At 62.0% G+C, this 22,931-nt stretch carries 21 protein-coding genes; 11 read left to right on the plus strand and 10 right to left on the minus strand.

Annotated features, from left to right (window positions below):
• From ACFX4T_RS21540 to ACFX4T_RS21565, 6 genes are all read right to left on the minus strand, one after another.
• Nucleotides 1-398: aldehyde dehydrogenase family protein (locus ACFX4T_RS21540; RefSeq protein ID WP_377654030.1), on the minus strand; the 398-nt coding region annotated here is incomplete at its 3' end.
• A 45-nt stretch (nt 399-443) separates the two neighbouring features.
• Nucleotides 444-1,427, minus strand: a complete 984-nt coding sequence (locus ACFX4T_RS21545; protein ID WP_377654032.1) for a D-2-hydroxyacid dehydrogenase — start codon at nt 1,425-1,427, stop codon at nt 444-446.
• Nucleotides 1,424-2,542, minus strand: coding sequence for a tartrate dehydrogenase (locus ACFX4T_RS21550; RefSeq protein WP_223947647.1), 1,119 nt, complete (start codon nt 2,540-2,542; stop codon nt 1,424-1,426). Before ACFX4T_RS21550 ends, ACFX4T_RS21545 begins: the two co-directional genes overlap by 4 nt.
• Nucleotides 2,539-4,089 carry an aldehyde dehydrogenase family protein gene (locus ACFX4T_RS21555; RefSeq protein ID WP_377654034.1) on the minus strand — a complete coding sequence of 517 codons (1,551 nt, stop codon included), beginning with the start codon at nt 4,087-4,089 and terminating at the stop codon, nt 2,539-2,541. Before ACFX4T_RS21555 ends, ACFX4T_RS21550 begins: the two co-directional genes overlap by 4 nt.
• Before the next feature lie 33 nt (nt 4,090-4,122).
• On the minus strand, nt 4,123-5,400 hold the full coding sequence (locus ACFX4T_RS21560) for an FAD-binding oxidoreductase (RefSeq protein ID WP_223947645.1): 1,278 nt from the start codon (nt 5,398-5,400) through the stop codon (nt 4,123-4,125).
• Between the two features lie 27 nt (nt 5,401-5,427).
• On the minus strand, nt 5,428-6,102 hold the full coding sequence (locus ACFX4T_RS21565) for a haloacid dehalogenase type II (protein WP_377654036.1): 675 nt from the start codon (nt 6,100-6,102) through the stop codon (nt 5,428-5,430).
• A 337-nt stretch (nt 6,103-6,439) separates the two neighbouring features.
• On the opposite strand from ACFX4T_RS21565, the gene ACFX4T_RS21570 reads away from it, so the two are divergent.
• The 7 genes from ACFX4T_RS21570 to ACFX4T_RS21600 all read left to right on the plus strand — a co-directional run bounded on the left by ACFX4T_RS21570 (nt 6,440) and on the right by ACFX4T_RS21600 (nt 13,772).
• Nucleotides 6,440-7,366 carry an ABC transporter substrate-binding protein gene (locus ACFX4T_RS21570; protein WP_223947643.1) on the plus strand — a complete coding sequence of 309 codons (927 nt, stop codon included), beginning with the start codon at nt 6,440-6,442 and terminating at the stop codon, nt 7,364-7,366.
• 13 nt (nt 7,367-7,379) lie between these two features.
• Nucleotides 7,380-8,312: an amino acid ABC transporter permease gene (locus tag ACFX4T_RS21575; RefSeq protein WP_377654039.1), complete on the plus strand. Its 933-nt coding sequence runs from the start codon at nt 7,380-7,382 to the stop codon at nt 8,310-8,312.
• Nucleotides 8,309-9,076 (plus strand): amino acid ABC transporter ATP-binding protein, encoded by a 768-nt coding sequence (locus tag ACFX4T_RS21580; protein ID WP_216922438.1) that lies wholly within the window; start codon nt 8,309-8,311, stop codon nt 9,074-9,076. The genes ACFX4T_RS21575 and ACFX4T_RS21580 overlap by 4 nt, the downstream gene beginning before the upstream one ends.
• A 3-nt stretch (nt 9,077-9,079) precedes the next feature.
• A complete protein-coding gene (locus ACFX4T_RS21585) occupies nt 9,080-10,210 on the plus strand; it encodes an FAD-dependent oxidoreductase (RefSeq protein ID WP_377654041.1) in 1,131 nt (376 codons plus the stop codon).
• Between the two features lie 79 nt (nt 10,211-10,289).
• A complete protein-coding gene (locus ACFX4T_RS21590; protein WP_223947640.1) occupies nt 10,290-11,543 on the plus strand; it encodes an aspartate aminotransferase family protein in 1,254 nt (417 codons plus the stop codon).
• Nucleotides 11,544-11,585: 42 nt separating this feature from the next.
• The gene (locus tag ACFX4T_RS21595) at nt 11,586-13,040 is read left to right on the plus strand and encodes an NAD-dependent succinate-semialdehyde dehydrogenase (RefSeq protein WP_377654043.1); all 1,455 of its coding nucleotides are present in this window, start codon (nt 11,586-11,588) and stop codon (nt 13,038-13,040) included.
• Nucleotides 13,041-13,079: 39 nt separating this feature from the next.
• Complete coding sequence (locus tag ACFX4T_RS21600; RefSeq protein ID WP_223947638.1) at nt 13,080-13,772, plus strand: GntR family transcriptional regulator; 693 nt, start codon at nt 13,080-13,082, stop codon at nt 13,770-13,772.
• An 88-nt stretch (nt 13,773-13,860) separates the two neighbouring features.
• Here the strand turns inward: ACFX4T_RS21600 and ACFX4T_RS21605 are convergent, their stop codons facing one another.
• A complete protein-coding gene (locus ACFX4T_RS21605; RefSeq protein WP_223947637.1) occupies nt 13,861-14,217 on the minus strand; it encodes a cupin domain-containing protein in 357 nt (118 codons plus the stop codon).
• 165 nt (nt 14,218-14,382) lie between these two features.
• On the opposite strand from ACFX4T_RS21605, the gene ACFX4T_RS21610 reads away from it, so the two are divergent.
• Both ACFX4T_RS21610 and ACFX4T_RS21615 read left to right on the plus strand, forming a co-directional pair.
• Nucleotides 14,383-14,640, plus strand: a complete 258-nt coding sequence (locus ACFX4T_RS21610; RefSeq protein WP_223947636.1) for a hypothetical protein — start codon at nt 14,383-14,385, stop codon at nt 14,638-14,640.
• 188 nt (nt 14,641-14,828) lie between these two features.
• Complete coding sequence (locus ACFX4T_RS21615) at nt 14,829-16,985, plus strand: glycogen debranching N-terminal domain-containing protein (RefSeq protein ID WP_216922450.1); 2,157 nt, start codon at nt 14,829-14,831, stop codon at nt 16,983-16,985.
• Between the two features lie 3 nt (nt 16,986-16,988).
• Here the strand turns inward: ACFX4T_RS21615 and ACFX4T_RS21620 are convergent, their stop codons facing one another.
• Nucleotides 16,989-17,234 carry a hypothetical protein gene (locus ACFX4T_RS21620; protein ID WP_216922452.1) on the minus strand — a complete coding sequence of 82 codons (246 nt, stop codon included), beginning with the start codon at nt 17,232-17,234 and terminating at the stop codon, nt 16,989-16,991.
• Between the two features lie 116 nt (nt 17,235-17,350).
• Here ACFX4T_RS21620 and ACFX4T_RS21625 point away from each other — a divergent pair, with 116 nt between their 5' ends.
• A complete protein-coding gene (locus ACFX4T_RS21625) occupies nt 17,351-19,165 on the plus strand; it encodes a thiamine pyrophosphate-requiring protein (protein WP_223947635.1) in 1,815 nt (604 codons plus the stop codon).
• A gap of 7 nt (nt 19,166-19,172) precedes the next feature.
• Here ACFX4T_RS21625 and ilvD read toward each other — a convergent pair whose 3' ends face one another.
• Nucleotides 19,173-21,035: a dihydroxy-acid dehydratase gene (gene ilvD / locus ACFX4T_RS21630; protein ID WP_223947634.1), complete on the minus strand. Its 1,863-nt coding sequence runs from the start codon at nt 21,033-21,035 to the stop codon at nt 19,173-19,175.
• 86 nt (nt 21,036-21,121) lie between these two features.
• On the opposite strand from ilvD, the gene ACFX4T_RS21635 reads away from it, so the two are divergent.
• Complete coding sequence (locus ACFX4T_RS21635) at nt 21,122-21,952, plus strand: helix-turn-helix transcriptional regulator (protein WP_216922457.1); 831 nt, start codon at nt 21,122-21,124, stop codon at nt 21,950-21,952.
• On the opposite strand, the gene ACFX4T_RS21640 is transcribed toward ACFX4T_RS21635, so the two are convergent.
• On the minus strand, nt 21,949-22,902 hold the full coding sequence (locus ACFX4T_RS21640) for a cation diffusion facilitator family transporter (RefSeq protein ID WP_216922459.1): 954 nt from the start codon (nt 22,900-22,902) through the stop codon (nt 21,949-21,951). The two genes, ACFX4T_RS21635 and ACFX4T_RS21640, sit on opposite strands and share 4 nt — an antisense overlap.
• Between the last annotated feature and the right edge of the window lie 29 nt (nt 22,903-22,931).

Genomic DNA, 22,931 nt, shown 5'->3' on the forward strand with positions numbered 1-22,931 from the left:
TGGTCCGAGTAGTCACCCTTGAGCAGGGACGGGATGCCGCAGGCGAACTCGATCACTTCCAGACCACGGCCGATCTCGCCCTTCGCGTCGGAGAGGACCTTGCCGTGCTCGGCCGTGATCAGCTCGGCCAGCTCGTCCACGTGCGCGGCGACCAGTTCACGGAACTTGAACAACACGCCCGTGCGCTTGGCCAGGGAAATATCACCCCAGGACTGCGCGGCCTTCTTCGCCGCAGCCACCGCCGTGTTCAGGTCAGCCTCGTTCGCCAGGCGCAACTCCGCCGTGACCTGCCCAGTAGCCGGGTTGTACACGGGCCGGGTCTGTTCCCCCACCCCCGTGGACTCGGCTCCATTGATGAAGTGGTTGATCCGGGTGAGCGTCGTCGTTGAGGTGCTCATGGCAAAGTTCCTTAGGTAAAGAAGGCTGGGAAACGCGAAACAGGATCAGGAGACCGGGACGAACCCAAGGTTCTTGTCCACGATGTTCTGCAGGGGTTTGCCCTGGCTGAAGCGTCGCAGGTTGTCAACGAACAATTGCCCAAGATCGTCGAGGTAGTCCTCGGTGTCCCCGCTCATGTGGGGTGTGATGATGACGTTGTCCATGCTCCATAAAGGATGCCCGGCGGGAAGCGGTTCGGGATGGACTACGTCCAGTGCTGCACCGGCAATGGATCCGGAGGACAGGGCTTCCACCAGCGCGTCCGTCCGAACCAGTTCCCCGCGGCCCACGTTGATGAGGTGTGCGGTGGATTTCATGGCGGAAAGGACGTCAGCATCCACGAGTCCCTTAGTGTCCTCGGTCAGTGGCGCTGCCAGGATGAGGTAGTCGACGTCGCCCACGATCCCGGCCAGGTCCCGGGAGGAATGGATATGATCAAACAGTTCATCTCCCGGACGGCTGCTTCGCCCGGCACCACTGACCTGCAGGCCTACCGCACGGAACAGGGACGCAATTTCCCGCCCGATGGAACCGGTGCCCACCACCAGGGCGCGTTGACCTTGGATCTTCCGGGTGACCCTATGCTGCCAGCGCTGCTGCTGCTGAAGCTTGAACGAGCCCTGCGAGTCTTTGGCGAAGTCCAGGACGAAGCCCAGCGTGAATTCGGCTATTGCACGGCTCAGGACTCCGCGGGAGTTCGTGTAGACCACATCGCTGTGGATGAGTTCGTCGAACAGGAGCTGGCTGACGCCCGCAGCTGTTACGTGGACCCACTTCAGCGATGACGCGGCGTCCCAGTTCTCGCGCAGGGCGGGGGAAAACGAATGCCACTGGTACAGGACATCTGCACCGTCCATCGCTTCAGCCAGTCCCTCCGCCTTGGTCAGCCGGACATCGGCCAGGGCTTCGATCTCCTCCAACCGGGGCGGCAAGGCCTCCCGGTACAACGCCGCGACAACAGGCCTCCTGCCTTCAGGGGTAACCGTCATGACGACGCCGGTGCTCCCGCAGGCTTGGTTGCCGTGCCGGCCTCGATCGAGCCAACCACGCCAATGACATCGATGGCGGCCAAAACAGCGGCTGTGAATTCCGACGTCGACGACGGGCCTCCCACATCGCGGGTTCCGAGGCCCTCGCGCAACACTGCCTCGAACGCCAGCTGGAGGTGTTCAGCAGCTTCCGGGTGGCCCAGGTGCTGCAGCATCATCGCGCCGGACCACATCTGGCCCACCGGGTTTGCCAGTCCCTTCCCTGCGATGTCCGGGGCAGATCCGTGCACCGGCTCAAAGAGGGATGGAAAATCACCGTCGGGATTCAGGTTCGCACTGGGAGCCACACCGATGGAACCGGTGACGGAACTGCCCAGGTCCGAGAGGATGTCGCCCAGAAGGTTCGAGGCGACAATTACGTCAAAAGTCCAGGGTTTGAGGACCAGGTGCGCAGCCAAGGCATCCACCAGTTCGCTGGTGAGCGTTACGTCAGGGTAGAGGCGGGTGGTTTCTTCCACCACTTCGTCCCAGAAGGGCATGGTGTGGATGATGCCGTTGCTCTTGGTGGCCGAGGTCAGGTGGCCCCTGCGGGAGGACGCGAGCGACGCGGCGTAGTGCGCGGCCCGCGACACTCCCAAGCGGGTGAAGATGGTTTCCTGGACAGCGGTTTCGTGCGGCAGTCCGCGGTACATGCGTCCACCGACCTCCGAGTATTCCCCTTCGTTGTTTTCACGCACGATGAGGATATCGATCGGTTCCTTGTTCGCCAGGGGCGACTTCACGCCGTCGAGCGTTTTTACCGGCCGCAGGTTGATGTACTGCTGGAATTCGCGGCGGATGGGGATCAACAACCCCCACAGCGATTCAGCATCGGAGACCTCCGGGGAGCCCACTGCACCCAGGAAAATGGCGTCATGCTGCGCCAACTGCTCCAGGCCGTCCACGGGCATCATGCGGCCGTGCTCCGCGTAGTAGTCAGATCCCCAGTCGAAGTGCGTGAACTTCAGATCGATGGAGTGGATCTCAGCGATCCGCTCAAGGGTCTGGATGGCCGCAGGGACCACTTCCTTGCCGATACCGTCGCCGGCGATGACCGCGATTTTGTGGGTAGTCATGATGCATTCCGTTCTGAGGTGCCCGTCAGCTGCTGCCAGCGGGTGGCGGGCTCCGCCAGTTTGATAATGGTGCTCTTGGGCTCGGTCATTTCGCGGACTGCGTGCTTGACGCCTTCACGGCCGACGCCGGACTTCTTGAACCCGCCAAACGGCATGGAATCGATCCGGACGTCGCTTGTCTCGTTGATGACCACCGCCCCCACGTGCAGCTTGTCGGCAATTGCCAGGGCCAGGTCGATGGACTCGGTGAAGACACCGGCCTGGAGCCCGTATTCGGAGGCGTTGGCCGCATGGATGGCGTCAGAGATCTGGATAAAGGGCATGATGCTGACCACCGGGCCAAACACTTCCTCGACGATGACGCGGGCGTCTGCCGGCACATCGGCGAGTACGGTTGGCTCGTAGAAAGCGCCGTGGCGCTGACCGCCCACACGGACAGTGGCGCCGGCCGCCTTGGCTTCCTCCACCCAGGCCTCCACCCGCCGGGCTTCCGCTTCGCTGATGAGCGGACCGATATCGGTGGTTCGGTCCATCTTCGCCCCGACGCGAAGTGCACGGGTCCCCGCGACGACCTTTTCAAGGACTTCCTCGAACAGCGAAATGTGAACGTAAACCCGCTGGACCGACAGGCAATTCTGGCCGGCCACACCGAATGCCCCGGCGACGATCGCCTCAGCAGCAGTTGCCGCTTCAGCGTCGGCGCAGACGATCGTAGCGTTGTTGCCGCCCAGTTCCGAAAGGATCTTCTTCGCTCCTGCGGCGGCAGCAATGCGATCGGCCGTCGCTGGCCCGCCGGTGAAGGAGATCAGGTCCACCTGGGGGTCGGTCACGATCGCTTCGGACACCCCGGGTCCCGACACGATCGCGGCAATGCGGCCTGTCGGAACGCCGGCCTCAAGCAACAGGTGAACGAAAGCCAGCCCGGTCAGCGGGGTGCGGCCTGAGGGTTTAAGTACGACGCCGTTGCCTCCGATAAGCGCCGGGCCCAGCTTGTGTGCCACGAGGTTCAGCGGATCGTTGAAAGGCGTAATAGCGGCGATAATGCCAACAGGCTTCCGGCTGTACCAGCCGATCTTGTTGGCTCCTGCCATGCTGTCCTCAAAGCCGAGAGTTTCCCCCACGAGTTCGCTCGACGCTGCCGCCGAAAGCCGCAACGTCTCGATGCACCGGCGTACTTCACGCTCAGCCTCGTTGATGGTCTTGCTGCTCTCGGCGGCAATGATCTCCGAAAACCGTACCGACTGCTCAGCCAGGAGCACTGCAGCCCGTTCCAAAGCCTCGCGGCGTTCCCGGAGAGGCCATTCATCGTCCAAGAGGTGGCGGTGAATGTGGGCAACCGCACGGCGGACATCCTGAGGGGTTGAAGAACACACAGTGCCCAACAGCACGCCGTCTTCAGGGTCACGTACTTCCAGGGTCCTGTCGGCGGTCTCCCAAAGGCCTTCGAGGAACGCGCCACCGGGAAGCGCCGCAACGCTTGCCCGTCTGTAGGCCGTTTCCCCAGCTGTTTTTAGGCGCGCTCCAGCGACGGTTGTTGATGAACTCATGGGAACCTTTACCTTGCCTGGCTAGCGGAATGTCTACTTGATACGGTCGATGATCTTCGCGGCTCCGCCAATGAACGGCAGGAACCATGGCGGGCCGAAGTGGCCGGGAACCGGCGGGTTCTTCAGGTCTTCCCACACGTTTGCCGACTTGTCGCCGGCCATGTAGTGGGCCATCCGCTTACCCATGTGGGCTGCCATTTGAACACCATGGCCGCTGTAGCACAGGGAGTAGAAGAGGCCGTCATGCTGGCCGGCATGGACCATCTGGTCCATGGAGAGGTCCACCAGACCGCCCCAGATGTAGTCCACCCTGGCTTTGGAGAGGTACGGGAAGAGTTCAGTCATGGCCTTGTGCAGGATTTCGGCGCTCTTGACGTCCGAATCCGGGCTGGACAAAGCGAATCGGGCCCGGCCACCAAACAGCAGCCTGTTGTCCGGCGTGATCCTGAAGTAGTACGTCAGCATCTTGCTGTCAGAGGCCTGGCGCCTGTTCGGCAGGATGCGGTTCACCACCTCTTCGGACAGAGGCTCCGTGCAGATGATGAAACTACCCACGGGGATCACGCGACGCTGCAGCCACGGGGTGACGTTGCCGGTGTAACCGCTGGTGGCTACCAGGACCTGCTTGGCCCGGGTAATTCCACGGGTGGTGTGCACATCGTGCACTGTCCCCGAGACCTTGTTCAGCTCGGTCACGGCGGCGTTCTCACAGATGGCTGCGCCGTTGTCGGCTGCCACCTTTGCCAGACCGTGCACGAACTTCCCTACGTGGAGACCCGCACCCAGCGGATCCATCATGGCACCCTGGTAGAAGTCCGTGCCGATTTCGCTGTGGATCTCTGACTTGGGGATGACCTTTACGTGGTGATCGACCAGGTTTGCGAGCAGCTCCTGGGACTTCAGGAAGCCGTCGTAGTGGGACTTGTGGAACGCGAGGGAGAGCTTGCCGAAACGCTTGAAGTCGCAGTCGATGCCGTTGTCGTGCACCAGCTTCTCGATGGTTTCGATGGCATCGTTGTATTCGCGGAACATCTCCACTGCACGGGGAGCCCCGTAGCGCTTGACTGCCGTGCTGAAGCCAATGGCCAAACCGGTCGTAGCCATTCCCCCGTTACGGCCCGAAGCACCCCAGCCAACAGTGTGGCGTTCGAAAACGGCTACAGTGGCGCCCTGCTTGGCGAATTCAAGGGCTGCTGACAGCCCGGTAAAACCGGCACCGATAATCGCAACATCAACGTTCTCCGGGACCGGAGTGCGGCGGTAATCGCCGGAAGGCTCTGCAGTATCGAGCCAGTAGGGAACAAGTTTCACGGTATGGCCTTTCGCCTTGAAGTCGGTTTAGAGACCGAGGTGCTTGTTGAGCTCGTCCAAGGACTTAACAGTATTGAGGTCGTAGCCCTCGCCAATAGGGTCATAGCCACGGTCCAGCATCCAGAGGTTACGGAAGCCCATGTCATGCATCGGGTGCATGTCGTACCGGGTGTGCGAGGAGACGTGCAGGAAGTCCTCCGGCTTGGCGTTCAGGGTATCGAGCATGTACTCAAAGGCCTGGTAGCGCGGCTTGTAAGCCTGTGCCTGTTCGGCCGTCAGCACGGCGTGGAAATCAGCACCCAGCTTCGGAATGCTGATATCCAGGAAACTGTCGTCCGCGTTGGACAACGCCACCAGCTGGTAGTTGTCGCCCATGAGCTTCAGCGGGGCCGGCACGTCCTCGTGGGCAACCCAACCGCGGACAGCGTCAGCGAACGCAGCGCCGGCACCTTCGATCGGTCCGATGCCCCAGCGCTTGCACACCCGGTCAAAGGAATCCTGCAGGATCGCCTCATACGGCTTGTAGTCGCCCAGGACTTCGTCGAAGCGGTAGCCACGGAACTGCTTTTTGAACGTAGGCCACTGCTCTTCGGAGATGCGTCCATCAAGCAGCCGCCGGGTGGTGGGATCGATGTCGAAGTTGATCAGTGTGCCGTAGACATCGAAGGAGATGTACTTCGGCCGGAAGTTGGTCTCTGCCATGGGGTTTCCGTTCTTTTCGGGAGATGGAAGGGGGCTGGCCCCGAGTATGTGGAGGTATCGAAAGAGGCGAACTGAACCGCGAAATCGTGCCTGGCGGGCTGGAAATTTCTAGCCCGATGATTCGACTCTAGGGCGCTAAATTGTAAATTGTCAACAGTTTCTGTAGGCGTAATTAGAACGGTTCTCATATAGGGAGTGCATGAAAAAAGTTTCTGTCAATTGTTGACAATCTACTGTTGAGGGGGTTGCATTGCATTAGATGACGGAGAGATCCGGATCACATTGCAACCTAGAACTTCTCCCTCCCCAGTGACCGACTCCCTCGAAGGGAAGCACCATGAAGATTCGTAACAAGGCCCAGACTGCAGCCGCAGGACTTGCCGTACTACTCGCCCTGAGCGCTTGCGGTGGAACCGCCAACAGCAGCGATTCGCCGGACAGCAGCAAGACCAACAACACCACGGACATCTCCGAGGGCGTGCAGCCTGACACAAAGGCTGTGAGCCTCCTGCCGGCATCCTATAAGGACAAGGGCGAACTGACAGTCGCGATGGACCTGCACTACCCGCCGACGACGTTCCTCGCCGAGGACAACTCGACCGCGATCGGCCTGAACCCGGACATCGCCCGCCTGGTAGCAAAGAAGCTCGGCCTGAAGCTGAAGTTCCAGGACACAAAGTTTGACACGATCGTCCCCGGCCTCGATGGCGGCCGCTACGACTTCACCGCCACCACCATGTCCAAGACCGATGAGCGGCTCAAGGTCCTGGACATGATCGACTACTTCAAGGCCGGCAACTCAGTGGCCGTGGCCGCGGGTAACCCCATGAAGCTCACCAACGAGACACTGTGCGGTAAGAACATTGCCGTTACCCAGGGCTCGACGGGCCAGCTCAAGCGCCTCCCGGCCCTTTCGGAGCAGACCTGCACCTCCAAGGGACAGCCCGCGATCAACGCCGTGACCCTGCCCAACGTCCAGGAGGCCCTGACACAGCTGGCATCCAAGCGCATCGATGGCATCCTCTATGACACAACCTCCCTCGCCTGGGCCGAGAAGCAGCAGCCCAAATCGTTCACCATCCTGACCCCTCAGATCAACGTTGGATCCAGCGACCTCACCGCTATCGGCGTCAAAAAGGGATCTGCACTGACTCCCGCCCTCCAGGCCGCCGTCCAGTCGGTCCTGAACAGCCCGGAATACAAGAAGTCCCTCTCCACCTGGGGCCTCGACTCCGGAGCCATCACGGATGCGAAACTCAACTAGGAGAGGTGCTCCCATGGTGCAAACCATCAGTAACGGAAGCAAACCGACAATGAACGGAATTGATCCGGCACTCAAGCCCCGCCTTCGCCGCAGAAGCACTTTTGAATACGTCGCCTGGGTGGTTTCCATCCTGTTTGGCGCAGGCATCCTCTTCTCGGTCTCCACCAACCCCAACTTCAAGTGGGACGTGGTGGCGAAGTACTTCACCCACGAATCCATCCTCCGCGGGCTGATGCTCACCATCTTCCTTACGGTGGCAAGCATGGTCCTGGGCACCCTCCTGGGCCTGGTCATTGCGATTATGAGGTCCTCGAGCATCAAGCCGATCGCGGCCACGGCAGGCGCGTTCATCACCCTGTTCCGCGGTACCCCGGTCCTGGTCCAGTTGATCTTCTGGTTCAACATCTCGGCCTTGTACCCGAACTTGACCATCGGGATCCCGTTTACCGACATCGGCACCGCAATCGACACGAATGCACTCATGGGTCCGATCACCGCAGCTTTGGTCGGCTTGACGTTGAATGAAGCCGCATACATGGCAGAAATCATCCGCGGAGGGTTCTCCTCGGTGGGCAAGGGCCAGATCGAAGCTGCGGACTCCCTGGGAATGAGCGCCGCTACGAAGATGCGCAAGATCATCATTCCCCAAGCCATGCCCTCCATCATTCCGGCCACCGGCAACCAGGTCATCGGGATGTTCAAGGAAACGTCCTTGGTCAGCGTCCTGGGTGTTGCGGAACTTCTCCAGAGCGCCCAGCTCATCTACGCACGTACCTACGAGACCATCCCGCTGCTGATCGTGGCGAGCCTGTGGTACCTCGTGATGACGCTGGTGCTCAGCTACCCGCAGTCCAAGCTCGAACAGAAATACTCCCATACCTCCGCGCGGGTCCCCCGCAAGTCCAGGAAGGTTGTATTGACCGCACCGGAAGGCATCGCACGATGAGCAACGACGGCACGATCCTCGCCCGCCGAATCCGTAAGTCCTTTGGGCACAAGACCGTTCTCCACGATATCGACCTCGACATCGCCAGCGGTGAAATCTGCTGCATCATTGGACCCAGCGGCTCCGGAAAGTCCACACTGCTGCGCTGCATCAACGGCCTGGAGACCGTGGACTCCGGAATCCTGAAAGTCAACGGTGACGATTTCGGGTACTACGAGACCGACAACGCCTACCACGCGCTGCCCCCCAAGAAGCTTGCCCAGCAACGTACACGGGTAGGCATGGTCTTCCAGCAGTTCAATCTGTTCCCGAACATGACCGCCCGCGAGAACGTCATGTCCGGCCCGGTGCTCGTCAAGGGTGCCGACAAGAAGGAATCCTCCAAGCGCGCCCAGGAACTGCTCACCAGCGTGGGCCTCGGCGCCTTCGGCGACCGCTACCCGGCCGAGCTTTCCGGCGGCCAGCAGCAGCGCGTTGCCATCGCCCGGTCTTTGGCCATGGATCCGGAAATCATCCTGTTCGACGAACCCACCAGCGCCCTCGACCCCGAAAAGGTAGGGGAAGTCCTCGGCGTCATGCAGGACCTCGCCAAGAAGGGCATGACCATGGTGGTAGTCACCCACGAAATGGGCTTCGCCCGCGAAGTGTCCGATTCCCTGATCTTCATGGATGAGGGCTACGTGGTGGAACGTGGAGATGCCCGGGAGATCCTGAAGAACCCCAAGGAAGCACGCACCCAGGCATTCCTGAAGCAGGTGCTGTAGTCGATGGATGGAAAACTGGCCGTCATCGGCCTGGGCAGCATTGGCAGCATGGCATTGTGGCAGGCCTCGCGACTGTCCGATTCCGTGGTCGGCTTCGAAGCACACGCCCCGGGCCATGGCAGAAGTGCCGTGGGTGGCGACACCCGGCTTTTCCGGATGCTTTACAGGGGAAGGCCGGACTACTACCCCATCCTGGAACGCTCACGGGATCTCTGGGCCGAGCTCGAAGCAGAAACGGGACAGGACATCCTCACCCGCTGTGGCGGACTCTCCATCGGCACTGCTGATGGACCGTACATTCCCAAACTGCTGGAAACTACCCGGATCAATGGGGCTGCCCACCAGATCCTCAGCCGCGAGGAGATGGCCGAACGCTACCCGCAGCACAATCTCCGGGCTGACGATGTCGCCGTTTACGATCCCTTCGGAGGCGCACTCCGCACGGACCGGGCAGTTACCGCGGCGGTTGCAGCGGCACAGGCCAACGGGGCAACGGTCCTTGGCAATACTCCGGTCAGCAGCATCACCGAAACCAACGACGGCGTTGTCGTCACCTCGGGCGAACAGTCCTGGACCTTCGAACGGGTAATCATCGCCTCCGGTGGATGGTCCCAACAGCTCATGCCCGATTACCTGAAGGCGCACTCGGAAACCCGCAGGATTTTCCTGAGCTGGTTCGTCGCCCGTGACGCAACCCAGTTCACCCCGGAAAAGTTCCCCATCTTCATCAGGATTTCCGGCGATCGCTCCATGTATGGGGCACCCGCGGTGGACAGCGTCACTGTGAAAGCCACCCTCGATGGCCGCGGGGCACCAACCCCCGCCGCAGACTCGGTGCCCAGGGAGCTGACCGAAGCGGAGATTGCGGAAACCACTGAGACGGTGACCGAATTCTTCCCCGGCCTGGTTCCCAGCATCGTCCGCTCAGATGCCTTCCCGGACCTGTTCACCTCGGACTCGCAGCCCCTCCTGGGTTTCTTTACTGAGTCAGGCAGGATCTACTCCGCCACCGGCTTCTCCGGCGCCGGCTTCAAGATGGCTTCCGGCTACGGCCAGATTGCTGCCAACGAAGCACTTGGCAAGGGTGGCTTTGACGGTCTGGACTTCGTCCGTCCACAGAGGTTCAAGAACTAGGCACAACACGATTCGCGGGCTAAAGGCCCGCGAATCGTGTATTGTTGACAATCTACACTTACTAAGAAAGTATGAAGCCATGGCAACACTTAGCCCCATCCTGAAGCAAGCCACTCCAGTGGTCGTGGACTATGCGTCCGGTAGTTGGATCCACGCCACAGACGGCAAGAAGTACCTGGATTTCACCACCGGAATCGGCGTCACCAGCACCGGACACTGCCACCCCGACGTGGTGGCCGCAGCCCGCGAGCAGGTGGGCAAGATTGTCCATGCCCAGTACACCACCGTGATGCACAAGCCCCTTTTGGAACTCACGGAACTCCTGGGCGGCGTCCTGCCCCAGGGCTTGGACAGCGTCTTCTACGCAACCTCCGGCTCCGAAGCAGTGGAGGCCTCCATCCGATTGGCCCGCATGGCAACGGGACGGCCCAACATCATCTCCTTCCAGGGTGGTTTCCACGGGCGCACCGTAGCGGCCGCCTCCTTGACCACCGCGGGAACCAAATTCCGCTCAGGGTTCTCCCCCATCATGGGCGGCGTGCATGTTGCCCCGTTCCCGCACTGGTACCGCTACGGCTGGGACGAAGCCACCGCCGTCGACTTTGCCTTGAAGGAACTCGACCACCTTCTGATGACCATCAGCGCCCCCAGCGATACCGCCGGCTTCATCATCGAACCGGTTCTGGGTGATGGCGGGTACATCCCCACCCCCGTCGCATTCCTCCAAGGCCTGCGTGAGCGCGCCGACAAGCACGGCATCGTCCTGATCCTGGACGAGGTCCAGGCTGGAGTCGGCCGCACCGGCAAGTTCTGGGGACACGATTGGGCCGGAATCAGCCCCGACGTCGTGATCACCGCCAAGGGACTAGCCAGTGGCTTCCCCATCTCCGCAATCGCCGCTTCCGCAGATTTGATGGGCAAGGCGTGGCCAGGTTCCCAGGGCGGAACCTATGGCGGAAACGCAGTCGCGGCAGCAGCCGGCGTCGCAACTTTGGGTGTGATCCGGCGGGAGAACCTCGTGGAGAACGCCTTGCTGCGCGGTGACGAACTGCGGGCAGGACTGGACAATCTGCAAACGGAATTCGCGGGAATCGGCAATGTGCGTGGCCGTGGCCTGATGCAGGGCGTCGAGTTCACCGCTGCCGACAACACCCCGGACGCGGCAACTGCCCTCGCCGTCCAACAGGCCGCCATCAAGGAAGAGCTCCTGCTCCTCACATGCGGTCCGCACGGCAACGTCATTCGCCTCATCCCCGCCCTGAATGTCAGCAGCGATGAAATTCAGCAAGGCCTGTCCAAGTTCACGCAAGCGCTCAAGACGGCCACCTCCTAGTCACCCCGATCATTACTCCCCCTGATCACCGAAAGAGCGACCATGACCACCTCCTTTGATCCCACCACCATCCCAACGGACCTGTTCATTGACGGAACATGGCAGAAGGCAGCCAGTGGTGCCACCTTCGCCGTTGAGAACCCTGCTACGAACGAAGTGATTGCCCACGTTGCCGACGGCGGTCCTGAAGACGCCGCCTTGGCCATCCAGGCAGCGGGTCGCGCTCAGGGGGAGTGGAGCAAATCCACCGCCCGCGAACGAAGTGACATTCTCCGACGCGCCTTTGATCTGGTGATCGCCAACACGGACAGGCTCGCAGCCATCATGACGGCGGAGATGGGCAAGCCACTGGCAGAGGCAAGGGGCGAGGTGGCCTACGGCGCCGAAATGCTCCGTTGGTTCTCGGAAGAAGCAGTCCGCATTGGCGGTGACAGTGCCTCCTCCGTTGATGGAAACACCCGTATCCTCATCACCAAGGAACCGGTGGGCCCTTCAGTCCTGGTCACTCCGTGGAACTTCCCGCTTGCCATGGGTGCCCGCAAGATCGCGCCCGCCGTCGCTGCAGGCTGCACCATGGTGTTCAAGCCTGCCGAGCTGACACCGTTGACGTCACTGGCCTTGGTGGCCCTGTTCAAGGAAGCCGGTCTTCCCGACGGCGTGCTGAACGTTGTGACAACCTCCACCGCCTCCACGGTGGTCCGGGCCTGGACTGACAGTGGCATCGCGCGCAAGATCAGCTTCACCGGTTCAACCGAAGTGGGCAAGGTCCTGCTGAAGCAGGCGGCCGACAACGTGATGCGCTCCTCCATGGAACTCGGCGGTAACGCCCCGTTCATCGTCCTGGCCGATGCAGACATCGAAAAGGCCGTGGACGGTGCCATGAAGGCCAAGATGCGGAACATGGGCGAGGCTTGCACGGCAGCAAACCGCTTCTTCGTCCACCGCTCGGTCGTAGAGGAATTTGGCGAGAAGTTCTCCAAAAAGATGTCAGAATTACAGGTAGGCGACGGCGCTGTTGCTGGCACCGACGTCGGGCCCCTCATTGAACAGAAGGGCCTGGAAAAGGTCGAAAGCCTCGTTGCGGATGCGGTCTCCAAGGGAGCACGTGTGCTCACCGGTGGAAGCCGTCCCGAAGGTCCCGGCTACTTCTACACCCCCACCGTCCTGGTGGACGTGCCCAAGGACGCCGCACTGATGAGCACGGAAATCTTCGGCCCGGTCGCAGCGATCACCGCGTTCGATAGTGAGGACGAAGTCCTCCGCCTGGCCAACGATACTGAGTGGGGCCTGGTGGGGTACGTGTTCACAGAGAGCATGGACAAGGCCCTGCGGTTCTCCGCGGAACTGGAAGTGGGAATGGTCGGCCTGAACACCGGCCTGGTTTCCAACCCCGCAGCACCGTTCGGCGGCGTCAAGCAATCCGGGCTCGGACGCGAGGGCGGAAAAATTGGAATCGACGAATTCCTGGAGTACAAGTACACAGCAATAGCGGTCTAACAGTTTCAAATTGCCGAAGCATGGAATGAGGGGATGTCAATGGCGGCACCAGAGGGAATGTTCGTATTGGAAGGCCGGCCCACGGCACAGCTGATCGCTGATCAGCTGCGTGAGCTTATTGTCCAAGGGGCCTTCAGCCCTGGACAGCAGGTCAACGAATCCGCCTTGGCCAGCCAGCTGAGCACTTCACGGGGTCCGCTCCGCGAGGCTCTCCAGCGGCTGTGCCAGGAGGGGATCCTGGTGAGCAAGCGCAACCGCGGCGTCTTCGTACTGGAACTTTCCACGCAGGATGTCAAGGAGATCTACGCCGTTCGTGAAGCCGTGGAACTGGCCGCGGCAAACACGCTATTGGACTCGGACTCGGAGCAGGTGGCAGACACCTGCCGCGAGCTCAAGGGCATCATTCGGAACATGGCCAAGCAGGTTGCGGCCTCGGACTGGCAGGCCATTGCCCGTCTCGACATGCAATTCCACACCGCCTTCGTTTCAGGCACTGGAAACACGCGGCTGATACGGATCTATGAGACTCTCGCAGCCGAATCCAGGATGTGTATTTTGAGCCTGGAGGTGGCATACCCCCGCATTGATGTTCTTGTGCAGGAGCACCAGCAGATCCTGGAGTTCCTTGAAGCCCGGGACCGCAGCGGACTTCAGCAGGCCATCAAACGCCATATGCAGAAGGCAGTGGAGGACCTCACCGCCAGCCCCGAAGCAACGGGAATTACTGCTTAGGAAAGTCTCCATACAGGAAGGGCCCGGTTCAATTGAACCGGGCCCTTCCTGCAGTTAGCTTGCCTGTGCAGCTACTTTGCTTGTGCAGTTAGTTCGTGGGAACGTCCGTGACAACCCACATCTTCCGCAGTGTCTCGTGGATGGTCCAGGTGCCCGTCCATCCTGCCGGAGTAACGAACAACGTTCCGGGACCGATGTCGAAGCTGGTTCCGTCTTCTTCAGTGATGGTCCCCTTGCCACTGAGGATCTGGCAGATCTCGTCGTAACCCGGGCGGGTGCTCTTGAAGACACCGGGCGTGACCTCCCAGATGCCTGTCTTGTGGTTGTCGCGGGCCCACAGACGGAACGAGACCTCAGTCTGGCCCGGCGTGCTGGTGGTTGCTTTGGGGATGTGCTCCCCCGGGTCCTGCGTTGTTGCGTCGCTCATGACAGTGGCCTTGATCATGGATTCTCCTTCTGGGACTGCGCCCTTTTGAACGTGCCTGCCGTCTTTGGAAAGCACAGTCTCCATCCTAGCAATTGTCAACAATCGACGATAGACTTGAGGAGAAAATATTCGCGGGACGCCTTGGCACCGATGCCAGCCCCGTCACCAAGGAGAACATTTCCCATGAAACTCATCTGGAAAAGCAGCCTGGAAAGTACCCCTGCCGCGTGCAGCGCGCAAAGCCGGAGGACATCGCTCTGGAACTCCCTGGAAGCTGGAGACGTAGTTTCGCTCAGCCTGCGCGGCTACGAATACCACAGGGGCACCGTGGACGACCGGACTGCGGACGGACAAACGATCTGGGTAATAGACCGCATCGGCGAACGGCGGCTTTTCCACATCGATGATGACTACGATCTGCTGGTCGCCTCCCAAGGCTGACAGCCCCCTCCGGACTCACAGCGCCCCGGACCCACAGCCCTCCGGACTGACAGCGCAAGGCAAGCAACAGCTACCAAGGCTCTAGCCCCGGCCGGCCGGCAAGAGTACGGTCGAGGTGACGATGTAGCAGGACAGCCGGGAGCCCGGGACAGGGACTGGCCGTCCTTGGTTCTTAGAGGAGCCTCACAGTGGCTGGATGGAATGCAGATACAGCAGCCGGACCTCTCGGCGCCGGGACTGTCACCTTGGTGGAAGGCACGTCCTTCTGCATCTCCCTGCCTAATGGGGACATTCACCCTGATCATCCCCACGGCATGTTTTTCCAGGACACACGGGTCCTGTCCTATTGGGTCCTCACCATCAACGGCCAGCCGCTTGAGCCACTGACCGCCCAGACAAAAGAGCCCTACAGGGCAGCCTTCGCCGGCCGCATCACACGGTCTGACGGATATGCGGATACGCCGCTCATCGTGGAGCGCTTACGGGAAGTAGGCGTGGGAATGGTGGAGCATGTCACCGTCAGCAACCATTCGATGGAACCCGTGGAATGTTTGGTCGAATTCGCAGTGGGCTCGGACTTCGCGGACGTTTTCGAAGTCAAGGAAGCACGGGTCCAGAGGCAGTGGGAGGAATCCCGCGAGTACCACCACAACACGCTGACCATCCGCTCCCGCTGGCAGGATGTCCGGAAGTCCGTCGTCGTAAGTTCCGATGTTGCCGAGGCGACCCGCGAGGGCCTCAGATACCGGACCACCATCCCTCCACGGGGGCATTGGAGCACCGTGGTCACCATTACTCCCGGAACCGAGGGAGGGGCGCCGGTGGCTCCTGTGGTGCGTCCCGCCGTCGGCGAGTTGTCCCGCAGCGATCTGCGTCGCCAGGAATGGGTGGCCAAAATTCCCGTGCTGCACATGGGCAACCACTCCATCGAGAGGACGCTGCGGCGCAGCTATGACGATCTTGGCGCCCTCCGCATTGAAGACCCCACACACCCGGACAGGGTGGTTGTGGCGGCCGGAGCGCCATGGTTCATGACGCTTTTCGGCCGCGACTCCCTCTGGGCTTCGGAGATGGCGATGCCCGTTGATCCGTCCCTCGCGCTGGGCACCCTGCAAACGCTTGCTGACCGGCAGGGCAAGGTGGTGGATCCCATCAGTGAGGAAGAGCCCGGGAAGATCCTGCATGAGGTCAGGCTGGATGTCTCCAGCGGCCTGTCGCTCGGCGGGAAATCCGTTTACTACGGCAGCATCGATGCCACTCCGCTGTTCGTGGTGTTACTGGGTTCGGTCAGCCGGTGGGGGTTCGCCAAAGACACCATTGCGGCCCTGCTGCCCAACGCGGACCGTGCCCTGGACTGGATCCGGGACTATGGCGACAGGGACGGCGATGGATTCGTCGAGTATCAGCGGCTCAATGACCGCGGACTGATCAACCAGGGCTGGAAGGACTCGTGGGACGGCATCAATTTTGCCGACGGGCGCCTCGCGGAGCCGCCTATCGCCCTCTGCGAAGTTCAGGCGTACGTGTATGACGCGTACATGGCACGGGCGTGGATAGCGTACGACGCCGGAGACGCACCTTTGGCGCGGGAACTCGCCGATCGGGCAGCGGAGCTAAAAGTCCGGTTCAACGAGCAATTCTGGATGCCGGACCGCGGCTATTACGCCATCGCCTTGGACGGCAGGAAACGGCAGGTTGACGCGTGCGCCTCCAACATGGGGCACTGCCTGTGGGTGGGGTTGGTGGACGAGGACAAGGCGCCGCTGGTGGCCGAACGGCTGATGTCTCCCGAAATGTTCAGCGGGTGGGGGGTGCGTACCCTCGGAACCGATATGGGCGCCTACAACCCGGCCAGTTACCACAACGGTTCGGTGTGGCCGCACGATAATGCCGTGATTGCCGCCGGCCTGATGCGCTACGGATTCGTGGAGGAGGCCCAGCGCATTTCGACAGCCCTGCTCGAGGCTGCCGATTACTCCGAGGGTCGCCTCCCGGAGCTGTTCTGTGGCTTCAGCAGGGAGCAATACAGCGAGCCCGTTCCGTATCCCACCGCGTGCTCACCACAAGCATGGGCAGCCACCTCGCCCATCCAACTGGTCACCAGCCTGATGAGATACGACACCCATGTGTCCCGTGGGGGGTTCTGGATGGATCCCCAGCTGCCGGCGTCCTACGGGGACCTGCATATCACCAATGCGCCCATGGGTGGAGGCCGGGTAACCATCGATATCGCGGATTCCGTTCCCACCGTGCAGGGGCTTCCGGAAGGGATGGTCTTCCATAAAGGACACCGGCCCTGGTTGACCGAACTTGTGCAGCAGGCCGGCCTCCGGAAGGAGGTCTGACAGTTATGAGGTTGTCAGCAAATCGGCTGCGGGACGGGCGGCTGTTTCGCCCACGATACCGGCGGCTTCGCGCATGATCCAGAGAGCTGGCGTGCCGTGCAGGGCGGGCATCACCTCACCCTTCGTGATGAGACGCGTGGCCCGTGGATCTCCCGCGACAGACCACCATCCGGTCTTGGGGCAGTGGTGCCCGGTGCGCGATGTTTCAACGAGCTCTGGAGTCGGGGTAGCGGGGCGTCGCTTCTTCATGGCAGGTCCTTCACGCAAGGGGCTTTTGGCGGATGCAAAGCCCGGTTTGAGGTAATGAATCCAGCGTAGCAATTGTCAACAATTGACGATAGTACCTAGCGAAGGGAATTTCGGGCGTGGCCCAGCGAACGGTTTCGGATCTCATCGTCGAACGCCTTCAAGCGTGGGGCGTGGACAGGGTGTTCGGATACAGCGGGGACGGCATCAACGGTTTCATGGGCGCGCTCCGTAGAGCTCAGGATGCGGTGGAATTCGTGCAGGCAAGGCACGAAGAAGCAGCCGCCTTCATGGCCGTAGGGCACGGAAAATACACTGGCGGCGTCGGGGTGGTGACTTCGACGCAAGGTCCGGGAGCTATCCACCTGCTCAACGGACTCTACGACGCCAAAATGGACGGCGTTCCAGTGGTGGCGATCATTGGCCAGCAAAGCACCACCGTCCTGGGCTCCGGGTACATGCAGGAAATCGACCTGTTGACAGTGTTCAAGGACGTTGCGGCACAATTTGCACAGCTCGCCAGTTCCCCGGAACAGGTCCCCATGCTCCTGGATCGCGCGTTCCGTACAGCGCTGGAGACGAAGTCCCCGTGCGTCGTGATCATCCCCCACGACATCCAGTCGGCCGAGGCACCCGAACTCGAACATGAGCACGGAATCGTTGTCACCGCCCCTGTATGGCACCCCGCACGGGTGATGCCGCGTGAGGAAGACCTGGATGCCGCCGTCGAGATCCTTTCCAAAGGTGAGCGAGTCGCGTTCCTGGTGGGTCAGGGAGCGCGGGGTGCCCGGACCGAGGCCCAAGCGCTGGCCGAAAAGCTGCGGGCCGGCATCACCACCAGCCTGCTGGGAAAGCCCTACGTCGACGAGACGCTGGCCTTCGCTTCCGGCACCATGGGCCACCTCGGCACTTCTGCCAGCACCTACGTCCTGAACAACTGCGACACACTGCTGATTATCGGCTCCAACGATCCCTGGACGGAGTTCTACCCGAAACCTGGAACTGCCAAAGCTGTCCAGATCGACATTGATGGCCGGAAGGTTGCCAACCGTTACCCCGTGGAGGTTGGAGTGGTGGGTGATGCGGCCGCGTCGCTGGCCGAACTCACCCGGCGGCTCGATCAGCAGCCCAACCAGCCGGAAAGCGCACGTTCCCAGTGGCGTTCCGACGTCGAAAGCCAGGTCCGCGCCTGGCGTCATCTTTCAGAGGAACGCGCCAACATCCCCGCAGATCCCGTGAACCCGGAACTCGTGGTCCGCGAACTCAACGGCAGGCTTCCGGACAACGCACAGTTGAGCATCGACGTCGGCAGTTGCGTTTACTGGTACGCCCGCCAACTGACCCTTCCGCCCGGCGTCCCGGCCCATCTGAGCGGCACGCTCGCCAGCATGGGCTGCGCGATTCCCTATGGCCTGGCTGCCAAGCTTGCTTACCCGGACCGGCCCCTGGTGGCTCTTGCAGGCGATGGCGGGATGCAGATGCTGGGCATTGCGGAGCTGATCACCGTGGCGCATCGGTGGCGCAACTGGGCCGATCCCCGGTTCGTGGTGTGCGTTTTCAACAACCGCGACCTTGCCGAGGTCTCCTGGGAGCAGCGCGAAAACGAGGCCGAACCGCGGTTCAATGCCAGCCAGGAGATCCCGGACTTTCCTTATGCCGCCTATGCGGAGCTGCTGGGCCTGGCCGGAATACGCGTGGAGGACCCGGCCAAGCTCGGCGACGCGTGGGATTACGCTTTCTCGCTGGACCGCCCTGCAGTCCTGGAGGTCCTGACAGACCCGGACATCCCACTGCTTCCGCCCTTCCCTGCCGGAGAAAGGAAGCTGGAAGACATGCGGTCCGCGCTGGCCGATGAAGGCGGCGACGGCGAGCGCGCCCGGAAGCTGCTGGATAGCTATGCGGAGGCCGAGTCCCGTCTCCGGGACCCGGCCTGAACGTAGCCTAGAGGTTCTCCACCAAAGAAACGTCGCGCACGGCTCCCTTGTCCGCCGAGAGCGCCATGGCGGCGTAGGCACGGAGCGCGGGAGACACGTGGCGTTCGCGGTCCTTCGGCTTGTACCCCCCGTTGACTTCCAGTTTTTCGCGGCGTTCGGCGAGGATCTCGTCGGAAACCTGCAACTGGAGGGAGCGCTGGGTGATATCGATGCTGATGATGTCGCCGTTCTCCACCAAGGCAATCGCGCCACCCGAGGCAGCTTCCGGGGAGATGTGCCCGATCGAGAGGCCTGAGGTACCGCCGGAGAAACGGCCGTCCGTGATAAGCGCGCACTTCTTGCCCAGGCCGCGGCCCTTGAGGAACGAGGTGGGGTAGAGCATTTCCTGCATGCCTGGTCCACCTCGGGGGCCTTCGTAGCGGATGACCACCACGTCGCCTTCCTTGATGGTCTTGTTCAGGATCTTCTCCACGGCTTCGTCCTGTGACTCGCACACAACAGCGGGTCCTTCGAAGATCCAGATGGACTCGTCCACGCCGGCCGTCTTCACAACCGCACCGTCCACGGCGACGTTGCCCCGCAGCACAGCCAGGCCGCCGTCCTTGGAGTAGGCGTGCTCCACGGAGCGGATGCAGCCACCCTCCGCGTCGGTGTCCAGGGAGGTCCACTCGTTCGACTGCGAGAACGCAGTGGAGGAGCGGACGCCACCGGGAGCCGCGTGCCACAGCGCCTCGGCTTCTTCGGTGGCCTTGCCGCCGCGGATGTCCCAGTCGTCCAGCCACCCGTCCAAATCGTTGGAGTGCACGGAGTGGACGTTCTTGTGCAGGAGGCCGCCGCGGTTCAGTTCACCCAGCAGGGCGGGGATGCCACCGGCGCGGTGCACGTCTTCCATGTAATAGGTCTTGTCTCCGGCCACGTTCGGGGCCACCTTGGCCAGGCAGGGCACCTGACGGGACTTGGCGTCCATTTCGGCCAGGCCGTAATCCACGCCCGCTTCCTGGGCCGCGGCGAGCAGGTGCAGGATCGTGTTGGTGGAGCCGCCCATGGAAATATCCAGGGCCATGGCGTTGTCAAAAGCCTCGGCAGTGGCGATGTTGCGAGGCAGGACCGAGTCGTCGTCGCCGTCGTAATAGCGCTTCACGAGTTCGACGATCGTGGCGCCCGCCTTCTCGTACAGCGCCTTGCGGGCGGTGTGGGTCGCAAGCACGGAGCCGTTGCCGGGCAGGGCCAGGCCAATGGCCTCGGCGAGGCAGTTCATGGAGTTGGCGGTGAACATGCCCGAGCAGGAACCGCATGTCGGGCAGGCGTTCTCTTCGATGAGGTTGATGTCTTCATCGGAGATGGACTCGTCCACGGCGTCGGCAATTGCGTTCACCAGGTCCAGGGAGCGCACGGACCCGTCTGTCAGGGTCACGCGGCCGGCCTCCATGGGACCGCCGGAAACGAATACAACAGGGATGTTCAGGCGCAGGGCCGCCATGAGCATACCGGGGGTGATCTTGTCGCAGTTGGAGATACAGACCAATGCGTCGGCGCAGTGGGCGTTGACCATGTACTCAACGGAGTCCGCGATCAGGTCGCGGGACGGCAAGGAGTAGAGCATGCCCGAGTGGCCCATGGCGATGCCGTCGTCCACTGCGATGGTGTTGAATTCGCGCGGCACTGCACCGGCGGCGAGGATCGCATCGGAGACGATCCGGCCCACGGGAGCAAGGTGGGTGTGGCCGGGTACGAACTCGGTGAAACTGTTGGCGACAGCGATGATCGGCTTACCGATGTCCGTGTTGGCGACGCCGGAGGCGCGCAGCAGTGCGCGGGCGCCGGCCATGTTGCGGCCGTGGGTGACTGTTCTAGAGCGAAGTGCAGGCATGTATACCATCCTGCTGGTGTTCCGCGTCGCGTGGAAGACGGCCCTGCTACTAGTAGTGAAAGTAACAGAGTAATAGTGTTGACTCCGTGAACGATGAGAGACGCAAAGAACTGGGACTATTCCTCAGGACCCGCCGTACCCAGGCCCTGCGTTCCGACTACGGTCTTCCTCCAGTAGGGCGCAGCCGGGAGCGGGGCCTCCGTCGGGAAGAGATCGCGTTCCTGTCCGGAGTCAGCGTCACCTGGTACACCTGGCTTGAGCAAGGCCGGGATATCAGCCCTTCCCGGCAGGTGCTCGAAGCCGTAGCCCGCACGCTGCATCTATCCGACACCGGGCTCAGCTACGTCCTGTCGTTAGGCGGATATTCGTCCGCCATGCCAAAGGGGCCCGTTGCAGCTGATGCTCCCCCACACGTGCAACGGCTGCTCGACGCCTTGGACCCCAACCCGGCCTACGCACTCTCGCCGGACTGGGGCGTCGCAGGCTGGAACCAGGCCTACCAAGCCCTGTACCCGAACATCGCGACCTTCGACGCCTCGGACAGGAACCTGTTATGGCTGGTGTTCACCGATCCTTATGTCCGTGACCTGCTCCCGGATTGGGACGTCACCAGCAAGCGGTTCCTTGCCGAGTTCAGGGCCGAAACGGGTCAGAGACTTGGCGATCCCGATGTTGAGTTCCAGGTTGAACGGCTCAAGCAAGCCAGCCCGGAGTTCCAGGAAAGCTGGGACCGCTACGACATCCTGGGCTTCGAGTCCCGGGAACGGCTTTTCCATCACCCCGCGGTGGGCGTGCTGCAGCTGGAGCACCACCAGGTCTCGCCGTCGGACAGGCCCGATCTCCACATTGTGGTCTACACACCGGCGCCCGGGAGCGACGCAGCCGAGCAGATGCAGCGGCTGATGGGCAGTAGCTAACGCCCTGGCCAGGCAGTTTCATCCGGAGTAGCCAGCGTGAGCACAGCCTCCTCCACGGTCTCATGGTCCTCAAGCTCACGCTCGATCCGGCGCAAGGCAACTGCTACTTGGTGTTCCGGGTGGTCACCCTGGAGGTCGACGGCGGCCACGACGTACAGTTTGCGCGGACCGACGAACTCCACATGGAGGTAGGTGAGCCGGGCAATGTCCCTATGTTCGAGCACACGGCGGGCGATGGAACGTTCAATGTCCGGCGTGACGCCCTGGCCTACCAGGAAGCGCCGGTTCCGGTCGATCAGCACCACGGCAACAACCGCCAGCAGAACACCGACGATGATCGAGCCGACGGCGTCCAGCACGGCCGAACCCGTGACTTGGTGCAGGAACACACCGGCAAACGCGACCACCAGGCCGATCAGTGCAGCAGCATCCTCTGCGAATACGGCCCGCAAGGTGGGATCCGAGCTGATAAGGACCTGCTTCAGGGTGTTCCGTTCCAGCTGTTGCGCCATCTTCCTGGTCTGGCGGAAGGCCTGGACAAACGAAACTCCTTCCAGGACAAAGGCCACGGCCAGGACCACGTACGCCACCAGGAAGTCCGAGGCGGGCTCCGGCGTGATGATCTGCTGGATGCCGTGCATTATGGACACCACTGCGCCCGCGGTGAACAGCCCGAAAGCGGCAAACATGGACCAGACGTATGCTTCCCTGCCATAACCCATGGGATGGCTGTCATCCCGAGGGCGCCGGGAGCGTCGTTCCGCCACGAAGAGGAATACCTGGTTACCGGTGTCCGCCCAGGAATGCGCGGCTTCGGCGGTCATGGAAGCAGATCCGGTGATGACGGCAGCCACCGATTTGGCCGCCGCAACGAGGGCGTTAGCCGCAAAGGCAATGGCAACGGTCAACAGCGTGGAGCTGGGCTTATCACGCTTCTCGGATGCCGCCATGGAGATACCGTACCCAACCGGAGGCCCGT

Origin of the sequence: Paenarthrobacter sp. YIM B13468 (genome assembly GCF_042788025.1) — a bacterium.
Classification (GTDB): Bacteria; Actinomycetota; Actinomycetes; order Actinomycetales; family Micrococcaceae; genus Arthrobacter; species Arthrobacter aromaticivorans.

Coding starts and splice junctions, on each gene's coding strand:
- ACFX4T_RS21545 (WP_377654032.1), bottom strand. CDS start 1,427: ATGACGGTTACCCCTGAAGGCAGGAGGCCTGTTGTCGCGGCGTTGTAC.
- ACFX4T_RS21550 (WP_223947647.1), bottom strand. CDS start 2,542: ATGACTACCCACAAAATCGCGGTCATCGCCGGCGACGGTATCGGCAAG.
- ACFX4T_RS21555 (WP_377654034.1), bottom strand. CDS start 4,089: ATGAGTTCATCAACAACCGTCGCTGGAGCGCGCCTAAAAACAGCTGGG.
- ACFX4T_RS21565 (WP_377654036.1), bottom strand. CDS start 6,102: ATGGCAGAGACCAACTTCCGGCCGAAGTACATCTCCTTCGATGTCTAC.
- ACFX4T_RS21570 (WP_223947643.1), top strand. CDS start 6,440: ATGAAGATTCGTAACAAGGCCCAGACTGCAGCCGCAGGACTTGCCGTA.
- ACFX4T_RS21575 (WP_377654039.1), top strand. CDS start 7,380: ATGGTGCAAACCATCAGTAACGGAAGCAAACCGACAATGAACGGAATT.
- ACFX4T_RS21580 (WP_216922438.1), top strand. CDS start 8,309: ATGAGCAACGACGGCACGATCCTCGCCCGCCGAATCCGTAAGTCCTTT.
- ACFX4T_RS21585 (WP_377654041.1), top strand. CDS start 9,080: ATGGATGGAAAACTGGCCGTCATCGGCCTGGGCAGCATTGGCAGCATG.
- ACFX4T_RS21590 (WP_223947640.1), top strand. CDS start 10,290: ATGGCAACACTTAGCCCCATCCTGAAGCAAGCCACTCCAGTGGTCGTG.
- ACFX4T_RS21595 (WP_377654043.1), top strand. CDS start 11,586: ATGACCACCTCCTTTGATCCCACCACCATCCCAACGGACCTGTTCATT.
- ACFX4T_RS21600 (WP_223947638.1), top strand. CDS start 13,080: ATGGCGGCACCAGAGGGAATGTTCGTATTGGAAGGCCGGCCCACGGCA.
- ACFX4T_RS21605 (WP_223947637.1), bottom strand. CDS start 14,217: ATGATCAAGGCCACTGTCATGAGCGACGCAACAACGCAGGACCCGGGG.
- ACFX4T_RS21610 (WP_223947636.1), top strand. CDS start 14,383: ATGAAACTCATCTGGAAAAGCAGCCTGGAAAGTACCCCTGCCGCGTGC.
- ACFX4T_RS21620 (WP_216922452.1), bottom strand. CDS start 17,234: ATGAAGAAGCGACGCCCCGCTACCCCGACTCCAGAGCTCGTTGAAACA.
- ilvD (WP_223947634.1), bottom strand. CDS start 21,035: ATGCCTGCACTTCGCTCTAGAACAGTCACCCACGGCCGCAACATGGCC.
- ACFX4T_RS21640 (WP_216922459.1), bottom strand. CDS start 22,902: ATGGCGGCATCCGAGAAGCGTGATAAGCCCAGCTCCACGCTGTTGACC.